Source organism: Gimesia alba (genome assembly GCF_007744675.1).
GTDB lineage: Bacteria > Planctomycetota > Planctomycetia > Planctomycetales > Planctomycetaceae > Gimesia > Gimesia alba.
The window spans coordinates 3,836,173-3,852,556 of sequence record NZ_CP036269.1; the positions used below are offsets into that span (position 1 = coordinate 3,836,173).

The 16,384-nt window shown below is 46.2% G+C and carries 14 protein-coding genes; 8 read left to right on the top strand and 6 right to left on the bottom strand.

The window, feature by feature from the left end:
* Window positions 1-184 precede the first annotated feature (184 nt).
* The 3 genes from efp to miaB all read left to right on the top strand — a co-directional run bounded on the left by efp (window position 185) and on the right by miaB (window position 2,881).
* Window positions 185-757 carry an elongation factor P gene (gene efp / locus Pan241w_RS14405; RefSeq protein WP_145216944.1) on the top strand — a complete coding sequence of 191 codons (573 nt, stop codon included), beginning with the start codon at window positions 185-187 and terminating at the stop codon, window positions 755-757.
* Window positions 758-1,019: 262 nt separating this feature from the next.
* Window positions 1,020-1,238 carry a hypothetical protein gene (locus Pan241w_RS14410; protein ID WP_145216946.1) on the top strand — a complete coding sequence of 73 codons (219 nt, stop codon included), beginning with the start codon at window positions 1,020-1,022 and terminating at the stop codon, window positions 1,236-1,238.
* 101 nt (window positions 1,239-1,339) lie between these two features.
* The gene (gene miaB, locus Pan241w_RS14415; RefSeq protein WP_145216949.1) at window positions 1,340-2,881 is read left to right on the top strand and encodes a tRNA (N6-isopentenyl adenosine(37)-C2)-methylthiotransferase MiaB; all 1,542 of its coding nucleotides are present in this window, start codon (window positions 1,340-1,342) and stop codon (window positions 2,879-2,881) included.
* A gap of 29 nt (window positions 2,882-2,910) precedes the next feature.
* Here the strand turns inward: miaB and Pan241w_RS14420 are convergent, their stop codons facing one another.
* Window positions 2,911-3,816: a TIGR01777 family oxidoreductase gene (locus Pan241w_RS14420; protein WP_145216952.1), complete on the bottom strand. Its 906-nt coding sequence runs from the start codon at window positions 3,814-3,816 to the stop codon at window positions 2,911-2,913.
* A gap of 203 nt (window positions 3,817-4,019) precedes the next feature.
* On the opposite strand from Pan241w_RS14420, the gene Pan241w_RS14425 reads away from it, so the two are divergent.
* The gene (locus Pan241w_RS14425) at window positions 4,020-4,712 is read left to right on the top strand and encodes a phospholipase D-like domain-containing protein (RefSeq protein WP_145216955.1); all 693 of its coding nucleotides are present in this window, start codon (window positions 4,020-4,022) and stop codon (window positions 4,710-4,712) included.
* Window positions 4,713-4,775: 63 nt separating this feature from the next.
* The gene (locus Pan241w_RS14430) at window positions 4,776-6,143 is read left to right on the top strand and encodes a sulfatase family protein (RefSeq protein ID WP_390621021.1); all 1,368 of its coding nucleotides are present in this window, start codon (window positions 4,776-4,778) and stop codon (window positions 6,141-6,143) included.
* Between the two features lie 13 nt (window positions 6,144-6,156).
* On the opposite strand, the gene Pan241w_RS14435 is transcribed toward Pan241w_RS14430, so the two are convergent.
* A complete protein-coding gene (locus tag Pan241w_RS14435; RefSeq protein WP_198000526.1) occupies window positions 6,157-6,618 on the bottom strand; it encodes a leucine-rich repeat domain-containing protein in 462 nt (153 codons plus the stop codon).
* A 328-nt stretch (window positions 6,619-6,946) separates the two neighbouring features.
* Here Pan241w_RS14435 and Pan241w_RS14440 point away from each other — a divergent pair, with 328 nt between their 5' ends.
* The 3 genes from Pan241w_RS14440 (at window position 6,947) to Pan241w_RS14450 (ending at window position 11,421) form a co-directional block, all read left to right on the top strand.
* Window positions 6,947-7,483 (top strand): peptide chain release factor family protein, encoded by a 537-nt coding sequence (locus Pan241w_RS14440; protein WP_145216963.1) that lies wholly within the window; start codon window positions 6,947-6,949, stop codon window positions 7,481-7,483.
* 165 nt (window positions 7,484-7,648) lie between these two features.
* Window positions 7,649-9,061 (top strand): DUF58 domain-containing protein, encoded by a 1,413-nt coding sequence (locus Pan241w_RS14445; protein WP_145216965.1) that lies wholly within the window; start codon window positions 7,649-7,651, stop codon window positions 9,059-9,061.
* A gap of 38 nt (window positions 9,062-9,099) precedes the next feature.
* Window positions 9,100-11,421, top strand: coding sequence for a transglutaminase TgpA family protein (locus Pan241w_RS14450; protein WP_145216968.1), 2,322 nt, complete (start codon window positions 9,100-9,102; stop codon window positions 11,419-11,421).
* 11 nt (window positions 11,422-11,432) lie between these two features.
* On the opposite strand, the gene Pan241w_RS14455 is transcribed toward Pan241w_RS14450, so the two are convergent.
* From Pan241w_RS14455 to Pan241w_RS14470, 4 genes are all read right to left on the bottom strand, one after another.
* The gene (locus Pan241w_RS14455; RefSeq protein ID WP_232107457.1) at window positions 11,433-12,491 is read right to left on the bottom strand and encodes an ABC transporter permease; all 1,059 of its coding nucleotides are present in this window, start codon (window positions 12,489-12,491) and stop codon (window positions 11,433-11,435) included.
* 112 nt (window positions 12,492-12,603) lie between these two features.
* On the bottom strand, window positions 12,604-13,590 hold the full coding sequence (locus tag Pan241w_RS14460; RefSeq protein WP_145216974.1) for an ABC transporter permease: 987 nt from the start codon (window positions 13,588-13,590) through the stop codon (window positions 12,604-12,606).
* A gap of 78 nt (window positions 13,591-13,668) precedes the next feature.
* Window positions 13,669-15,618 carry a peptide-binding protein gene (locus Pan241w_RS14465; protein WP_145216977.1) on the bottom strand — a complete coding sequence of 650 codons (1,950 nt, stop codon included), beginning with the start codon at window positions 15,616-15,618 and terminating at the stop codon, window positions 13,669-13,671.
* Window positions 15,619-15,868: 250 nt separating this feature from the next.
* Window positions 15,869-16,324, bottom strand: a complete 456-nt coding sequence (locus Pan241w_RS14470; RefSeq protein WP_145216980.1) for a CAP domain-containing protein — start codon at window positions 16,322-16,324, stop codon at window positions 15,869-15,871.
* Window positions 16,325-16,384: the final 60 nt, after the last annotated feature.

The window sequence follows — 16,384 nt, forward strand, 5'->3', positions numbered from 1 at the left end:
CGGGAAATCAGCAAGATCTGTTTTCAGCAAAAAGGCATCTCTACGAAGCGCAGGCGCCAGAAATTGGTCGACATTTCCCCTGCTCTCCGTTTGCAACCGGTTTAAGATATGTTATTCTCTCGGGCTTGGAAACAAAACACAAATGTCTTTTTCACAACACTTTTATTGTCAGAGAAATTAAGCGATGCCACAAATCAGTACAGGCGATTTTCGCAAGGGCGTTAAGGTGATCGTCGAAGGTGATCCTTATGAAATGATCGAAGTCAATTTCGTCAAACCAGGCAAAGGCCAGGCCTTGTACAAAACGAAACTGCGAAATTTGCTCAAAGGAACCATTCTCGATCGTACTTATAAAAGTGGAGGTGAGAGCCTGGAACAAGCTGATATCCGCAAAGGCGATGGGCAGTTTCTGTACAAAGATGCGAACGGGCTGCATTTCATGGACAATGAAACGTATGAACAATATAACATTGACGAATCGGTCTGTGGAAATGCCGCGGAATATCTTCTGGATGGGGCGATCTGCAGCCTGTTATTCTGGAATGATCAGCTGATTGGAATGGACCCGCCGCAGCAGGTGATCGTTGAAGTGACCTATACAGAGCCTGCCGCAAAAGGAAATACAGCGACCAACGTGACCAAGCCGGCCACGATTGAAACAGGGGCTACGGTCAATGTGCCTGCCTTCATCAATGTGGGCGAAAAAATCAAAGTGGACACGGCGACTGGTTCTTATGTGGAACGAATTCGCGAATAGTCAATGGGGGGGCTGGGGAGCGATCGGGGGCAAATCGCTCCTCAAACTCATAAATCAGCGTAGAAATGCCTGTTTTTTGTGATTCTTTTGTGTGGGTTTCATGAAACTGGCTTAAATGATATTGAAATATTAACAGGTGTTGCCAAAAATACCTGTTCAAGCCGCGTATCAGCTTGTGAGCGACGGGTTTAAGGGAGTTGTTAACTGTAGGTCGCAACTAAAATCACTATAAGTGCCACCATGGATCTCAAGGAGGATTGACATGGATGTCTGGAATCTAATCTTGTACGTTGTCGCGTCACTTTTAGCGTTAAAGTCTCTGGCTTCGTTGATGACGCATCACAAGAAAGTCGTGGTCCAGCAACTGGCCATTGAATATACGCAGGAATTAGCCCCCAAGGGGAAAAAAGCGTCCAGTAGTGATTCGTTAAATGCAGAGACAGATCCTGCTTCTGCAGATCAGCAAGCATCAGCAGCTTAGTCACTGCTATAATTTTTTAGACCCTCGAATATTCGCAGATCTGGTGGAACGGTTTTCCGCTTGAGATGCGTTTTTCTTTTTTTGATTAGTTGAATCAGTTCATGTCTCAGATTGATCAAACCGGTAACATCGATTCAGAGCAGATTCCTGTCGCTGAGACAGAAGGCCTGCCAGATGTTGTGACAGACCATAATCACAAGCTCTACATCGAAACCGTAGGCTGCCAGATGAATATGCTGGACAGCGAACTGGTAGTGGCTGATCTTCGAAAACGGGGTTATGAGCTCACGCAGGATGTAAAAGAAGCAGAGACCATCCTGTTCAATACCTGTAGCGTCAGAGAGCACGCCGAGCATAAAATCTACAGTTCATTAGGCCGACTGCGATACGGTGCCCGGAAAAATCCGAAGAAAGTTATCGGCGTGATGGGATGTATGGCGCAGAAAGATCAAAAGCTGATTTTTCAAAAAGCACCTCAGGTCGATTTTGTCGTCGGAACAGGCCAACTGGCACAAGTTTCCGGGCTGATCGATAAAGCACGCATTCATCACAGCAAAAGCGAACGGAGCCGCGAACTGGCTGTGGGCTTAGGCCGCAAAGATGGCAAGCTGGCTGAGATTACCAACAGTTTCCAAAGTTATGATCCCCTGCGTGATCCGGAAATGCGGCCCTCGCCTTATCAGGCGTTTGTGCGGATTATGATCGGCTGTGATAAGTTTTGTTCCTATTGCGTCGTTCCCTCAACACGAGGGCCGGAACAAAGCCGTTCCCCTCGCGAAATTCTCTCAGAAGTCAAAGTCCTCGCTGATCAAGGTGTGAAAGAAGTCACATTACTGGGACAGACTGTCAACAGTTATAAGCATACGCAGGATGGCAAGCTGTTTCGGCTTTCTGATCTGTTGTATCTGATTCACGATGTCGAGGGGATTTCACGCATCAAATTCGTCACCAGTTATCCCAAAGATATGACAAACGATCTTCTGGAAGCGATTCGGGATCTCCCGAAAGCGACGCGTTATCTGCATGTTCCCCTGCAGCATGGCTGCAACGATGTCTTAAAAATCATGAAGCGTGGATATACCGTTGAGGATTACCGCGACATGATGCAGCGGGTCAACGAAATTCTGCCGGGCTGTTCTGTTTCCAGCGACTTTATTGTCGGGCATCCGGGAGAAACGGAAGAATCACATCAGAAAAGCCTGGAATCCATTCGGGAGTTTCGCTTCAAGAACAGCTTTATTTTCAAATATAGCGAGCGACCGGGGACCAAAGCAGCAGAGCGGTTTCAGGATGACATTCCGGACGAAGTCAAGAAACGCCGCAATAATGAAATGCTAAAGCTGCAGAACGAGGTCAGCGAAGAAGATAACGCCGAGTTTATCGGCAAAGAAGTCGAGGTTCTTGTCGAAGGGCCCAGTAAATCAGCGCTGAAAGCCAGTGAAGACGCCGGTGACACTCTGGCTGAACAGCTGATGGGACGTTCGAATTGTGATCGTATCGTCGTCTTTGATGGCAATCCGCGATTAGCGGGTACTCTAGCTCACGTGGAAATCTTTGATGTGACGCCGACCACGTTAATCGGATCAATTGTCACCAAAGAGTTTCAACATAACCCAGGCTCATCGCTTCCGATTCTGCAGTAATCTTTAGCCTTTCTCAAACGGAATTCTGCTTAGTTTGCCAAAATGGCGCGCAGTGCGTCTTCCAGTTTTGGATACTGGAATTCGAACCCGGCAGACTGCAGTTTCTCAGGAGTAACGCGGGCACTACTCAACATCAGCTCTCGCCCCATTTCACCGAACAGGGTTTTAATTCCAAAGGTGGGAACCGGCAAGCAGGTGGGACGCGACAAAACTTTGCCTAACGTTTTTGTGAACTCCAGATTGGTCACTTCGTCTGGAGCAACAAAGTTGACCGGGCCCTGTATCGTTTCGTTTTGCAGGCAGAATAAAATCGCCTTGATGACGTCGGGTAAGGCAATCCAGCTCCAATACTGTGAACCCGAACCAATTTTTCCGCCGACTCCCAGCTTGAACGGCGTCAGCATTTTGGAAAGCGCCCCCGCTGATTGATCCAGAATCATTCCAAACCGCATGTTCACGACACGAATCCCGGCTTTGACTGCAGGTTGCGACGCATGTTCCCAGGCTTCACAAACATCCGCCAGGAATCCCTGCCCTTTAGAGCTGCTTTCATCGAGCCGGTCTGCTCCGCGATCTCCATAAAAGCCAATCGCGGAAGCACACAAAAACGTGGACGGCGGCGTTTCCAATGAAGCTAACGTATTGGACAGCAGGCTGGTCGATTGCACACGACTGTTATAAATTGATTGTTTGACATCAGGAGACCAGCGTTGATTCGCAATATTTGCGCCTCCCAGATGAATGACGGCATCGATTCCTGATAACAAATCGGGAGAAAGACGGTCCTGAGAAGGCTGCCAGATCACGGATGTGCCAATGCCTTTAGAAGAAGGAGAACGAACCAGACGCACGATTTCAAAAGCAGAATCGGAATCCAGACTCTGACATAACTGAGAACCAACCAGTCCAGAGCTACCTGAGATCAATAGTTTCATACAAGAGTCTTTTCCAGCAAGAGAGATCACGCTACCATAAAAGGAACAGTATTACATCCTAGAGCGCATCACATTTTACCATAGCATGCCTCAGTCTAATATACCAGGTCCAAATAGCCTTGGAGACGCTACAGTAAAACTGGACACAGTCTAGATACCAATAGTAATCATTCCAATTAATCTGAGAGGATCAAGACCAAATCATGGATCGTTCGCAAATCCGTAATATGTTACTGCAAACCTTTGCAGATTTTCAGATGACGCGCAGTGAACGTTCCGCATTGAACCAGATCTTTTCTCATATCACGCTTACGGACCATAATCTGGCGCTCGTTCGCAAAGAAGCGTTTGAGATCTTTCGGGAGCACAAGCCCGCCACTGTTCCTGATGAGAAAAGCCTGGCCTGGCTGGAAGATGTGATGAAAATTCTGGCCAATACCAAAAGTCGAGAGTCGGATTTAAAATCGGAAGCGCTCTTCAGTCCCCGCGATGATTGCTCGCATCGTATTTGTCGAATGATTGACTCTGCAAGAAAACAAATTGATATTTGTGTCTTCACAATCACTGATGACCGAGTCACGCGTGCCATTCAAGATGCCCATCAACGCAAAGTCAGCGTTCGAATTATCTCAGATAATGATAAATCTTATGATCTGGGTTCAGATATCGAACAGCTTTCCCGGTCTGGAATCCCCGTTCGAATTGATCAAACGGAATTTCATATGCACCATAAATTTGCCTTGTTTGATTCTGAATTCATGTTAACAGGCAGCTATAACTGGACCCGGAGTGCATCAAAAAACAATTCAGAAAACTTGATTATTACAAATGACCCTGCTCTATTGATACGTTTTGAATCTGAGTTTGAAAAACTCTGGGACGAATTCGAACCTTAATCCAGGACAAAACTTCAACGAATCATCTAAACGAAAGAGATCGAATCGATGCGTATAGTGAAAATGCTCAAACCGATATTATTTCTGCTGTCCGTTGTACTCTGGACCAGGTTACCGCTTCAGGCTGCAGAAAAGCCAACCAAGCCGAATGTGCTGGTGATTTTGGTAGATGATCTCGGCTATGGTGATTTGAGTAGCTATGGGGCCACCGATTTGAAATCGCCGCAGATCGATCAGCTCATTGGCCGCGGGATGAAGTTTACAAATTTTTATGCAAACTGCCCTGTTTGCTCTCCGACGAGAGCTGCTTTATTGACCGGGCGCTATCAAGACCTGGTTGGTGTTCCCGGAGTGATCCGAACTCACCCTGAGAATAGTTGGGGGTACTTATTGCCTACGGCAATCACATTAGCGGATGTTTTTCATCAAGCAGGCTATTACACCGGCATCATTGGGAAGTGGCACTTGGGACTTGAATCGCCCAATACACCGAATGAGCGTGGATTTGATTTCTTTCATGGATTTCTTGGTGACATGATGGATGATTATTACCAGCACCGAAGACACAACGTAAATTATATGCGACTCAATCAGAAAACGATTGATCCCCAAGGCCATGCCACTGATTTGTTTACAGATTGGGCCTGTGAGTTTTTGCAGCAACAGGCAACGAGTCCAAAACCGTTCTTTTTGTATCTGGCTTACAATGCTCCGCATACTCCCATTCAACCTCCGAAAGAGTGGGTTGAAAAAGTCGTTCGACGTGAACCCGGCATCGACCCCAAACGCGCGAAGTTGGTTGCGCTAATTGAGCACCTGGATGAGGGAATCGGAAAAGTCATTCAGACACTGGATCAAACAGGCTTAAGCGAGAATACGATCATTGTATTCAGCTCGGATAACGGCGGACAATTAAGTGTGGGGGCGAATAATGGGAACCTTCGCGACGGCAAACAGAGCGTTTACGAAGGGGGGCTGAAAGTTCCTACCGGAGTCGTCTGGCAAAATCGGATTGCGCCCCAATCCCAGAGTGACTTCATGGCAATGAGCATGGATCTGTTCCCGACGGTATGCGAAGCGGCTGGAATTTCTGTACCTGAAGGTTTAGACGCCGTCAGTATTTTGCCAACTCTTGAAGGTAAGACGCAGGCTCCGTTACGGCAGAACTGGTTCTATCGCAGACGTGAAGGAGGAACGCGTTATGGAGGAAAAACGATTGAAGCAGTCCGCAGTGGTGACTGGAAGCTACTGCAGAACAGCCCCTTCGCGCCGCTGGAACTTTACAACTTGAAAGCTGATCCGCTGGAGAAAAATAATCTCGCCGAGAAAAATCGAAAAAAGTTCAATCAGATGTCAGCACTGCTGCGGGCTGAGATCCAGCGTTATGGAAGTGTTCCCTGGCAGAAACCGATCTCAAGTACTTCTGATTGATCTTTGCTGCGGGCTATTTGTAAATTGTACAGTCGCGTAGATTCGCTTTGAGGTCCTCGATCGTTTGCGGTTTTACCGCAGTTCCGTACAGAAAGATCTTTCGCAATTGGGGAAATCGTGTCAGTTTACTGACCTCTTCATCTGTGACACGCGTGTAGGCAATTTCCAATGATTGCAACTTTGGTAAACCAGAAATATTCGCCAGGCCTTTGTTGGTCAGATTGGTTCCGTGCAGATTCAGCGATTCCAGATAGGGCAAATCGACAAACTTTTTCATATCAAGATCTTTAATTTTGGCATCTGTTAAATCGATCTCTCGAACAGCAAAATCTCCTTCCGGAATTTTGCCAGTTGTATCGATGGGGAGATCACTGTTGACCGGAATGACTTTCCCCCCGGCCTGCAGAACGAACTCCGTCACTGCCCTGCTGTTGGGGTCATGAGTCCCACAGCCACAGGTCAGCAGGCAGATCATTGTGATGAAACAAATTCCTGGTGAGAGCCTTCTGGCGAATGGTTTTATGGTCAAGTTCTGCATGTTACACCCAAATTCTTGAGGAGCCATTGACTCTGGCAGGATAGTTCTAGATCGCATCACATTTTACCATAGCGTGTTTCAATCTAATATACTCGGTCCAAATGGCCTTGGAAACGCGACAATAAAACTGGACACAGTCTGGCAGAAGGCGATCGAGATTATCTATAATCATAGACCGCCCGCTGTATCATAGTCGGATTATTTTGATCTGTGAAGCACGCTGAAAACACAACATGGCTTCTTTTGAAAAGTAAAGTGATTTGAGATGACTTCGGCCGATTCTGTGAAAACACTCTACGGAAAGGTTCATCCTGCTTGCCTCGATCAGGAGTTGTTACTCAAAGATTGTAAAATCCAGCATGTCAGGCGCTCAGGGCCAGGAGGACAGCATCGCAACAAAGTGGAAACCGGAGTTGTGATCAAGCACCTTCCAACAAATATCATCGGAGAAGCGTCTGAAACACGACAGCAGGCTCGAAATCGTCAGATGGCGATATTTCGATTGCGGGTGAATCTGGCAATCGAATATCGTTTGCAGGAGATTCCGGAATCCCCTTCTCCACTTTGGCAAGGGCGACTTAGAAATGGGACACTCAAAGTAAATCCGGAGCATGATGATTTTCCGGCACTCCTTGCTGAAGCACTCGATTCAATCGCCCATTTTCAGTTTGATGTGAAAGCAGCCTGCCAGTTTCTGGGGTGTTCTTCATCACAGTTGATCAAGTTTTGCAAGAAAGATCCACGCGCGTTTAACTCGCTTAATCAAAAACGGAAGGAGGCGGGACTTCACCCATTGAAGTAAGGACCGAAGTTCACTTTCCAGTCGAATGGAGAGAAACATCAATCCCTGTTTTTCGGTAGGATTCGCCATAGATCTTTCTCTGCTTGCTGATAAAATGAAAGCAGCACAAGAAAGGCTGTTGCATGTCTCTCTGATTTTAGTGGCGCTGTTATTAGATACTATGATATGAAGCATCGACTCAATGAATTCTGGCAAAGGCGAGCGGAATGGCGTCCGGGGCTGATTATCATGTTCGTCGCCGCCTTTGTGTTTACTTATACGTTTCAAGCACCACTCACACTCGGCCGTTTGCACCATAACTTGCCTCTGATACTCAGGATTGTTGCGGCAGGCATCTTTCTTTGGGGATTCCATCAAGTTCTGATTTCGTTTTTTCCGAAATTAAAGCGATTTCAGCTAAAACGGATTGGGCGAAATCGTGTCTCCCTCCCCCGAGATGGCGTCGTCTATTTATTAATCATGATGGTGCTCTTTGTCGGATCTGTGCTCTCTCGCGAAAACATGTTAATGCTGGTATTTGCGATGATGACGGGGCCATTTGTTCTCAATGGCTGGATCACATACAGCATGTTAAAGAACATTAAGTTAAAAAGAATCACTCCCCAAAGAGTAATGGTCGGTGAAACCTTTACCGCTGAAATCATTTTAGAAAATAATAAAAGACTCATCGCGGCTTATCTGATGGAAGTGAATGACAGCTTCTCCAATCGCGATGATCAACTGGAAGCATCAGTTGTCTTCAGACGCGTTGGGCCACGTCAGAACTTGTCGGCTCACTATTATGCGAAATTGAAGCATAGAGGGATTTATCAATTCGGACCTTTACAGGTTTCAACCCGTTATCCTCTGGGGCTGGTGAAACGTGGCGCCATTTTTTCTGAATACAGTGAAATCATCGTCCATCCTCAAATTGGCAGATTAAGTTCGCATTGGGCTGACGATTTTTTCTCGATCGCAGAAATGGCTCAGCAGAATCAAAGTCGACGTGGTGTGTTTGATGACGAGTTTAACCACATCCGTGAGTACCGATCTGGTGACAGTCAACGCGCCATTCACTGGCGAAGTTCTGCCCGTCAGGGAGAATTGATGGTTCAGGAATACCATCAAAATCGAAACTACGATTTAATTATCGGACTGGACTTGTGGTTGCCCTCTTTTGCGAACCAGGAACAGGCAGAACGTGTGGAATGGGCGATCAGTTTTGTAGGAACACTTTGCAGAGAGCATTTACGATACAGCCGAGATACAAAACTGACTCTGGTTTCTCAAGGCAAGTCTCTGGAGCTGTTGGAAGTCGGCATTGGTTCGATGGGGCTGGAATATTTATTGGATTTTCTGGCAACACTCGAACCAGGTAAGTCACAGACCGATGGCGAATTTGCAAAATTGATTTCACAAATGAGTTCCCCGCGTTCCAGAACGGTTCTACTCACAACAAGAAACGAAACTGGATCAAAAAAACACAACCGCCTGCAAACGATATTTGAAGAACAGGGAGTCGAAGTCCATGGACAATGGAGAATGATTGAAGCAGATCCTGAAGTCCTCTCTCGTTGGCTCGTTCTGGAAACAGACTGAATTCTTTTCTTATAAATTCTATTAGCTGAGTAACTCTTGTGAATTTAACTCTCACATTTCAAGTTAGTATCTATCTGCTTGTCACTTTATCCAGCATCATGTTTATGATGGCCGAAGGGGGCATCTTCCCACAATTGTTGACAATTCCCCTGGGGTTGCTGACGCTGTTCTTTACAGATCGCTGGGAGAAATTCAGTCTCAGTCCTCTCTGGGCGAACATTTTTGGTCTGCTGGCGATTCTGATTGTCTGTGCAGAATTTTTCTCGAATATCGAAGGACGTTTGCTTGCCGGTGCCCATTTTTTAGTTTATCTCACCTGGATCATTCTTTTACAGAAGAAAAGCGATACCCAATATTGGTGGCTCTGTGCATTGGGATTTCTGCAGATCGCCGTCGGGGCGGTCCTCACTGAATCGGGTTATTATGGTACTTTGCTTGTCATCTATCTGTTTTTAGCCATTTGGACGCTTTCCGTATTCTCGCTTTACAGAACACGAAACGCTTTTTTTCAGCAAGATGCGACGGTCGGCCTTCCCACTCTGAGCGTAGAGCAGACTACAGTTTCGCCATTTCAGCAACCCAGTCAGGTTCAAGGGGGAGTGCAATCAGACCAAAGCCGACGCTGGCTTACCGCGGAATTTTTCTGGGCGACGATCGGCTGCTCGATTTCAGCTCTATTAATTTCAATGTGTTTCTTCTTGCTGATTCCCCGTTTATGGGCAAATCGGTCTTTTTTCAATAATGAAACGCTTGAAGGGGGCAATAAACCACTGGTGGGTTTCACTGAAAAAGTACAACTCGGCGAAATGGGAGAGATTCTCGAGAGTTCTGAGCGTGTGCTGGAATTGGCGATCTATGATAATGAAACAAACGAGCCTGTTACAATCACAGAATTTGTTGAAAGGTATGGCTTAGACGAACCTCTCTTCCGCGGTACGGTGCTCTCAGAGTATCAAAATGGAAGTTGGAGTAAAGCGCGAAGACAACGACTGAGGGCTTCTGAATATCGGCCTACCAGATCGGATGAGCTTGATATAAAAGAACTTTATCGGCAGGAAATTATACTGGAACCGATAGGGACACGGGTCTTGTTTATGATGCAACCTCTTGTCGCTATGGATATGCTCAGTGACAGTAAAGACTATCTGAATCCGGAAACCGATGAAGTACGTCAAAAACAATTCCCGGGAAAAGAGGGGAACACAAAATACAATATATTTACGGCGAAGAATCCTGACGAAAATAGTGAGCTGGCGAAGTTGTATCGTGAGGGGCTTTATTTAAGATTGCCGAGCAGAGATCTTAAACGACTCATCCAATATTCCAAAGATTTAATTGCAGCTCACCCGGAATTGAAAACGGACACTGAAAAAGCCAGATTTATCGAATCACATTTACGCGATTCTGGCGAATTTAGTTACACTTTAAATATGTCGATTGAAGATCCCACGATTGATCCGGTTGAAGACTTTCTTTTCAATCGTAAGTCAGGACACTGTGAATACTATGCGTCGGCTCTGGCATTAATGTTAAGGGCCATTGGAGTTCCTACGCGTGTTATTACTGGATTCAAAGGGGGCGAACCAAAGTATTTATCAAATCAATTCGAAGTTCAGCAACGTCATGCCCATTCGTGGATCGAGGCCTATCTGGATGATCGTTGGGAAACGATGGATGCGACTCCCGCTTTACAGCGGGCAGAACTTGTCGCAAAGAATGCCGCTTCATTGGGTAGTTGGCGAGGAGCCAGCAAAATGCTGACCCAATTCTGGAACGATTATGTGATTGGGGTTTCCTATCAACGTCAAAAGCGTGCTTTTTATGACCCGATTATCAGAGCCGGAAAAAAACTGGGAAAACAGCTTTTGGATATTCGCGCTACCATTGCCGCTGCCATGAAAACGGTCAAAAGCTTTCTCTCTTCCCCCCGCCGTTGGTTTAGCTGGGAGGGAGGCGCAGCCGTCTTTATTCTCGCCGGTTTGTTTTTTGGTCTGAAATGGTTATTGAAAATAAGCATCAAGCTGTTCCGGTTCCTGTTCAATAAAGAAACAGATCAATCTGGGGCATTGCGCTCTGCGAATATTGCCTTCTATGCGAAGTTTCAAGCATTGCTTGAGAAGAAAGGGCTTGTTCGTGGTTGTTCAGAAACGCAGAAAGAGTTTTCAGATCACGTCAAAACCGACTTACGGACCGAACTGACTGATGCACAGATCACCGATTATCCAGACCAGTTTACAGAACTCTATTACCAGGTCCGGTACGGAGATCACACTCTAGAACCGCGCGTCACAGATGAAATTCAACAAAAATTGACGACTCTCGAATCTGTTTTACTGAAAGATGAACAAACACAAAATTGAATTGTGATTGTTCAAGCATCACGTAAGCGAGGATCAGAGGCTTCCTGAAGTCCTTCACCAATCAGATTATAGGCCAGCACTGCCAGGAAGATTGCCATTCCCGGAAAGACGATCAACCACCACATCTGTAAGTTTTGTCGCCCCAGGTTGAGTAAAGTCCCCCAACTAGGATTGGGAGGGGGGGCACCAAACCCCAGGAAACTCAGACCGCTTTCAATCAAAATAGCGGCAGCAATTCCAAATGTAATGGGAACCAATACGGGTGCTAGTGAGTTTGGCAGTATATAGCGGAAAATAATTCGGAACTGACCTACGCCTGTTGTTTTGGCAGCTAGAACAAAATCACTTTCTCGAAGCTTCATGAATTCGGCGCGGGCCAGACGGGCAATCCCCGTCCAGCCAGTACAGCCGATAATCGCCATCATGTGCCAAATGGTGGGGGAATCAATAATGGCGATGATGGCGAGAATTAAAATCAAAGTGGGAATACACATTACGACTTCAATCAGACGACTGAGTGCCATATCAATCCATTTGCCATAAAATCCAGCTAATGCACCGACAATGATCCCAATGACACCCGCAATCCCCATCGAGACAAAACCGACGAGTAAGGCGATCGTGGTTCCATGCACCATTTGCGCAAATACGTCGACGCCACGTTGGTCGGTCCCAAACCAGTTTCGCAGACTGGGAGCGCCGTTATCCTGAGTGGGATTGCCTGGCAGTCCCTTCCATTCATTGTCATAAACACGGCGATAGGGGTCTTGATAGACTAAAGGCCAGATCGCCCAGCTGTGAGGGTCTTTCTTCTTGAGATTTTCAGGAAAGCGATTTCGAAATCGATCTTTATAGAAGATCGGGTTTTCCCATTCGCGTCGAAAATAGCCCATGGCTGGAAAATAGATGTGTCCTTTGTATTTGCATATAATGGGTTTCGTACCGGCAATCGCAGGAGCAAAGACCGCGACAATTCCCAGGAACCCAATATAGATCAGAGCCAGCATTGCCATTTTGCGGCCCTTAAAACGTTGCCAGGTTTCAGCCCAGAAACTGGGGGACTTTGCCACAGCCTTCCGCTCTTTAGAAGAGGTTGTCTTTTCTTCAGATTGCTCTTGCATAGTTATTATGATTCAAAAGGAATGCGACAAGTAGGATAAATGATAACTTCATAATCTCTTGTTAATGGTCTGCAATCTTCACGCGCGGGTCTGCCATCGCATAGAAGATATCCGCTAGCAACTGGCCTGCTAACGTCAAAATGGAAAACATCAGCGTCAAGCCCATGATCGTGGGATAGTCTCGTTCCAGAATTGACTCGAAATAAAGCTGCCCCATTCCCGGCCAGCTGAAAATTCGTTCGATGATCACAGAACCGCCCAACAGAGATGGCAGAGTCAAACCAATTAACGTGACCAGTGGAATGAACGTATTGCGAAATGCATGTTTGACTAACACGTTAATCGGCCCCAGACCTTTTGCGCGTGCTGTGCGGATATAGTCTTGTCTCAGAACTTCATGCATATTCGCGCGAATGAAGCGACTATAATAAGCCAGACTGCCATAGGTGTAACAGATCACCGGCATCAGCGCATGTTTGAATATATCCCAGGTTTGCTGCGCGCCGGTCATGGATGAATAACCATCGCTTTTCATTCCATATAAGGGCAGCCATCCCAATTTGTTCGCTAAATAGATCTGCAGGAACAGAGCCGCCACGAAACTCGGAAATGAATACAGCATGTAGAGAATCGTTCCGACCGTCCGTTCATCCAGTTTCCCTTGCCTTGCTGACGAATATAAGCCGATCGGAATTGCCAGGAGATAGGTCAGAAACAGAGAACTTATCGATAAAATCAGAGTCGGGCCCATGCGCTCATGAATGAGACGGGAGACGGGCTGTTTTCGTGAGATAGACCGACCGAAATCGAGTCGAAAAACATTTCCAACCCAGAGGGCATATGCCTGCGGCCATGGCTTATTAAGTCCGTAAGCTTTCCTCATGCGTTCTATATCAGCCGGATTTAATTCTTTTCCCGGATCCACCATGGCCATCTGGGTCGAAATAGGCGACCCAGGCATGTTACGGATCAGTCCAAAAATAATGAACGTAATCAGAATAAGAGTAATCAGGCCGATGAAGAGCCTACGCACAAGATAGCTGAACATGCTTTTCAATCAATCCATTAACAGAATCAACAAAAATCGTAGCGACTGACAACGCAATTTGAAAAGAGCATTATCAGGCTATTTACTGACAGGCTTCCAGAGACTTCCAAATCCTGGTCCATAGCCATAAGGGCCACGAGGACTGAAGACATAACCTCTCAAATCCTTGTTAAATCCATAGAATGAATTACGGAAATAAAGCCAGGTATAGGGCTGATCTTCATACAGAATCTCATGGATTTTGCCATAAATTTTTGCCCGTTTGTCTTTATCGAATTCACGTCGCCCTTCTTCAAACAGTTTGTCAATTTCTGGATTGGAATATTGACCATAATTTCGAGGAGCGTCTGTTTTCCATAAATTGATTGAGGTATCAGGGTCCGTTCCTGTCCCCCATCCACCAAACATTGCCTGAAACTGATGATTACGTGCCTTATCCTGCATCACCGTAAACTCGGTTGGTTTGACTTCACAGATAATCCCAATCTGGTCCAGGTTTTCTTTGAGTAACGTACAGATAGAAAGGGATAAAGGCCTGTTTGCAGTCATGATCGTAAACCGGAATGGAATCATTTTCCCATCGAATTCCTTGTCTCGAATGCCATCTCCGTCATGATCGATCCAGCCTGCTTCGTCCAGCAGATCTTCTGCCTTGTTTAAATTCTGTTGAAACGGTTTGGTCATTGGTTTGGGAGCCATCCAGGCCGTTTCGTGATAAATGCCGGTACATGGCTGGTACAATCCATAGCAGAGTTCATTCAGCATTTCTTTATGATTAAATGCATAAGTCATTGCCTGACGCACTTTTTTATCTTTAAAGAATAAGGTTTCACAGTTCCAGCCAAAATAAAAGTAAACCCATTCCAGGCCATTCGCCTTTGTGCAGGTTTTATAAAAGTCTTCGTTTTCGGTTTGGGTTTTCCAGAGTTCAGGGTTGAGCGCCATTTCATCGATTTCCCCCTTTTTTAATGCGAGCAATGCAGTATTGGGGTCCTGAATAATTCTGAGTCGGACACGCTCAAAATAGGGCCGAGTACGAACTTCTTTTCCATCCTGCATGTACCAGCTTTCTCGACGCTTTAAAATGATTTCCTGCCCACGGACTCGTTTTTCAATTTCATAAGGCCCGCCGGTAACAGGTTCATTTTCATATTTTACGTGGTATTGGCTATCTTGCAGAGTTGGATCCGTTTCCAGTTCTTTCTCATAAATGTGCTTGGGGATAATGGGAAAGTTCAGGTTCCAGACGTTTGTCGGGAGCGCTTCTTTATGGAAAAAGACCAGAGTCTGATCATCATAGGCCTGAATCCATTTGAGTTGGTCGGTACCAGAGCGAACTGCAGGAACAGGAACTCTGGGGTTCATGATCGTCTTGAAAGTAAACACAATGTCGTGTGCAGTGATGGGAGTGCCATCTGACCAGGTCAAATCATCTCGGAGAACGACTTTGTCGTATAACATGTCTTTACTGGTCTGCCAGGAGACCACGGTGTCGGAAACTGCAAAAGGTCTAAAGTTCCAATCGAAACTGAAGAGGCCGAATCCGGTGAGAGAGGACACCTCAAACTCGACAGCAGAACTACCCATGATTGGGTTGGTGCTCTTCAAGTCAGCACCCACATGCCGATTAATGGTCGCATTCCAATCGACTTCTTCAGCATTTTCAGGAAGTCGGCCGAGAGCACTTAGAATCTTTTCGTTGATCTCCTGATTGGTATTTTTCAGCTTTAACGCTTCCTCCACACTAACCAATGGCTTTTCTTTGCTCTGACGTTCCCGTAGTAGCTCCAAACTATCCAGGACAGGCTGTTCTTCCCATTCAACCTCAGCATCCAGGTCGACTAAGCTGGGAGCATCAAATGGCTCTAAGAGAGGTTCTGGAGGAGCATCTTCTTTTGATGCCGTGTTTGAATTTTCTGATGACTCTTCGGTCATATCGGTTGAAGGTGATGGTCCAGGACATCCTGTGAGAGAGAACGTGAGCAAAATGATCAAAAGCAATAGATTCAGGCGGGGAACTAAATTCATGGATATTCCTTCAATTAACTCCATTGAAAAGTCGGAAAATTCACCGGAGGACGAAGCGGCTTACTTTGCATAAAACAAAATTTAATTATTCGAACGCCTCAGGCTAGATTGTGGCAGACTAAGCCAAATAGAACAAGGCTGATTTTGGTTTTAAACGCAAGTTGCGTTTAGACTTAACATCAACCAAAATCAGCCTTATCATAATCACTTGGCAGTTCTGCGCTCAAGTGTCAGCTCTACCTGGCTCATCTTATTGAAAGACACCGACCCAGTAGTATTGACCATTCAGGACCATGTAGCCAAAGCCAGCCTGTGTTCCTGTGAGCATAATCGAATGGTGGGCGGGAGAAGCTATCCAGCCATTGACGGCAGCAGCTGCCGATGTGGGGCCTTGGAAGATGATCTCAGGCCAAGGCAGGTTGCTGTGCTGGTAGTAGCCGGTTTGTGCCATCCATTTTGCGTGCTCTTGCGCTTTCAAACACATCTTGGTGTTCAATGTCAGCGCTGGTAATCCGTTTCTGGCTCGTTCTTGATTGTGCAGCTTCAACAATTTCAGAATAGTAGGGTGCTTGATCAGCCAATCATGCTCACCCGCTTTTGGTTTTGCTGCTTCTTTAGGGGCTTCTTCTGAAGAAGCAGGCTGAATGAGCATCAGACAAAACAGACTTGCTAAAACGACTCTCCATGATGGTTTTATTGTCATCATCTTTTCCTAATCTTTCCGTATAGGATGGTAAAATATTTCACCGGCATAAACTTTACCGGT

What these genes read in the sequence shown, in the direction of transcription:
- Pan241w_RS14440 (WP_145216963.1), top strand. Translation starts at nt 6,947, where the DNA reads ATGACTTCGGCCGATTCTGTGAAAACACTCTACGGAAAGGTTCATCCT.
- Pan241w_RS14460 (WP_145216974.1), bottom strand. Translation starts at nt 13,590, where the DNA reads ATGTTCAGCTATCTTGTGCGTAGGCTCTTCATCGGCCTGATTACTCTT.
- Pan241w_RS14435 (WP_198000526.1), bottom strand. Translation starts at nt 6,618, where the DNA reads ATGATCTGCCTGCTGACCTGTGGCTGTGGGACTCATGACCCCAACAGC.
- miaB (WP_145216949.1), top strand. Translation starts at nt 1,340, where the DNA reads ATGTCTCAGATTGATCAAACCGGTAACATCGATTCAGAGCAGATTCCT.
- Pan241w_RS14410 (WP_145216946.1), top strand. Translation starts at nt 1,020, where the DNA reads ATGGATGTCTGGAATCTAATCTTGTACGTTGTCGCGTCACTTTTAGCG.
- Pan241w_RS14430 (WP_390621021.1), top strand. Translation starts at nt 4,776, where the DNA reads ATGCTCAAACCGATATTATTTCTGCTGTCCGTTGTACTCTGGACCAGG.
- Pan241w_RS14465 (WP_145216977.1), bottom strand. Translation starts at nt 15,618, where the DNA reads ATGAATTTAGTTCCCCGCCTGAATCTATTGCTTTTGATCATTTTGCTC.
- Pan241w_RS14445 (WP_145216965.1), top strand. Translation starts at nt 7,649, where the DNA reads ATGAAGCATCGACTCAATGAATTCTGGCAAAGGCGAGCGGAATGGCGT.
- efp (WP_145216944.1), top strand. Translation starts at nt 185, where the DNA reads ATGCCACAAATCAGTACAGGCGATTTTCGCAAGGGCGTTAAGGTGATC.
- Pan241w_RS14425 (WP_145216955.1), top strand. Translation starts at nt 4,020, where the DNA reads ATGGATCGTTCGCAAATCCGTAATATGTTACTGCAAACCTTTGCAGAT.
- Pan241w_RS14470 (WP_145216980.1), bottom strand. Translation starts at nt 16,324, where the DNA reads ATGATGACAATAAAACCATCATGGAGAGTCGTTTTAGCAAGTCTGTTT.
- Pan241w_RS14420 (WP_145216952.1), bottom strand. Translation starts at nt 3,816, where the DNA reads ATGAAACTATTGATCTCAGGTAGCTCTGGACTGGTTGGTTCTCAGTTA.